General features: G+C 67.9%; 2 protein-coding genes and 1 pseudogene. 1 reads left to right on the forward strand and 2 read right to left on the reverse strand.

All coding sequences use genetic code 11. The features are described from left to right. Positions 1–760: pseudogene (locus tag AB0J09_RS63525) on the reverse strand (2-isopropylmalate synthase); the annotation flags it as partial. 176 nt (positions 761–936) lie between these two features. Next, positions 937–1,683, reverse strand: a complete 747-nt coding sequence (gene ddaH / locus AB0J09_RS63530; protein ID WP_360714037.1) for a dimethylargininase — start codon at positions 1,681–1,683, stop codon at positions 937–939. Positions 1,684–1,803: 120 nt separating this feature from the next. Here ddaH and AB0J09_RS63535 point away from each other — a divergent pair. Then, positions 1,804–1,983: DUF2630 family protein (locus AB0J09_RS63535; RefSeq protein WP_360714039.1), on the forward strand; the 180-nt coding region annotated here is incomplete at its 3' end.

The raw sequence follows: 1,983 nt of genomic DNA on the forward strand, positions 1-1,983 counted from the left end.
CGCGGTCGTTGTGCGGGTGGAGGGACAGGACGATCGAGTCGCGGTGCTTGAGGTGGCGGTGCATCCACTCGATCTGGTCGGCGTAGACGTTGGGGGTGGCCATCTCGACGGTGGCGGGCAGGTTGATGATGACCTTGCGGTCGGGGGTGGGCTGCCACACGTCGTTGACCGCGTCGCAGACCTCGACGGCGTATTCGAGCTCGGTGCCGGTGAACGACTCGGGAGAGTACTGGAAGTAGACGTCGACGTCGGTCGCGTCGGCGAGCTTCTTGACCAGCTTGGCGCCCTCGACGGCGATGGCGGTGATGCCGTCCTTGTCCAGGCCGAACACGACGCGGCGCTGGAGGGTGGAGGTCGAGTTGTACAGGTGGACGATGGCCTGCTTGGCGCCCTCGATGGACTCGAAGGTCCGCTCGATCAGCTCAGGCCTGGCCTGGGTCAGCACCTGGATGACCACGTCGTCGGGGATGCGGTCCTCTTCGATGATCTGCCGGATGAAGTCGAAGTCGGTCTGCGAGGCCGCCGGGAAGCCGACCTCGATCTCCTTGTAGCCCATGCGTACGAGCAGCTCGAACATCTGGAGCTTACGATGGGAGTCCATCGGGTCGATCAGGGCCTGGTTGCCGTCGCGCAGGTCGACCGCGCACCAGCGGGGCGCCTTGGTGATGACCTTGTCGGGCCACGTGCGGTCCGTCAGGCGTACGGGCTGATAAGGCTGATAGCGATGGATCGGCATGGGGCTGGGCTGCTGAGCGGTCATGTCTGCTGGCTCCTCGTCGGTCGGAAGAAAACGGCCGACGCGCATGACTGGCTCCGCGGCGAGGGAGCCGGCGAGGCCCTCGCCGCGGCAGCTAAGAAGCAGCCCACGCAGCATGCCATGCACGCTACCAGACGTCTCGGGATGCGCCGTCCCGGGTCTCAAATCCTGAGAAGCCGTTAGTCCGCCACGAGCACGCTGAGACAGGTCACGCACCCCTCTAACCGCTCAAACTCCGAAATATCAATCTTCGTCACGATAAATCCGCGCTTCTCGAGCATCGCGGCGGTCTGGGGTGCCGAGGCGGCCATCAGGACATGGTCGCCGCCCAGCAGCACCACGTGCGCCCCGGCCTCCTCCGGCGGCACCAGCAGCCCCGGCAGGTCCACGTGGCGCGGGTCGCCGATGAGCGTCCCGTCGGGCAGGGCGGTCACCGCCGACTTCAGGTGCAGCACGCCGGTCATGTCCACGGGCACGATCCAGCGCTCCGGCAGCAGGCCCGTGAGCTGGGCGATGCCGTCGTCGCTGGTACGCGCCGACCTCCCGACGTACACGGTGCGCCCGACCTGCAGTACGTCGCCCCCGTCGAGCGTGCCGGGCGCCGCGATCCTGACCGCCTTGAGCCCCAACTCCCGCACGACCGCCGCCACGGACTCCACCTCGGGCCGCCGCTCCGGCGCCCCCGGCCTGGTCAGTACGGCCAGCCGCCGCGACACCACCACGGCGTCCTCCACGAACGGCGCGTCGGGCAGCTCGTCGGCCTCCGGTACGTACGTGACCCGCCAACCGGCGGCGGCCAGCGCGGCCACGTAGGCGTCGTGCTGCCGAAGCGCACGTTCGGGATCGACCGGCTCGCGCTCGATGTGGGTCACGATGCCCTCGGCGATCCGGGGGCCGGGCTTCCTTACCAGCGCAATACCAGGCATAGGGCGTGTTTTATCACGCGTCGTCACACGTTCCGCCGGGCGCACCCCCACGTTTCCGCCGAGGTCGCCGAAAGGACCCAGGGCTGGGGGCAGGACGAGACCAGTGACTAGAGTTCAGGCATGCGGGACGACGAGATTCTCACCAAGATCAGTGCTCTGGTCACCGAGGAGCACGAGCTGCGCAACAAGCTGACCCAGGGTGAGGTGACCACGGACGAGGAGCAGGAGCGCATCAAGCAGCTGGAGTTCGCGCTCGACCAGTGCTGGGACCTGCTCAGGCAGCGCCGGGCCAGGCGCGGC

Origin of the sequence: Nonomuraea sp. NPDC049784, assembly GCF_040659615.1 — a bacterium.
Taxonomy (GTDB): Bacteria; Actinomycetota; Actinomycetes; order Streptosporangiales; family Streptosporangiaceae; genus Nonomuraea.

Excerpts from the sequence above, each read along its gene's own strand:
- ddaH (WP_360714037.1), bottom strand. The coding sequence starts at position 1,683 with ATGCCTGGTATTGCGCTGGTAAGGAAGCCCGGCCCCCGGATCGCCGAG.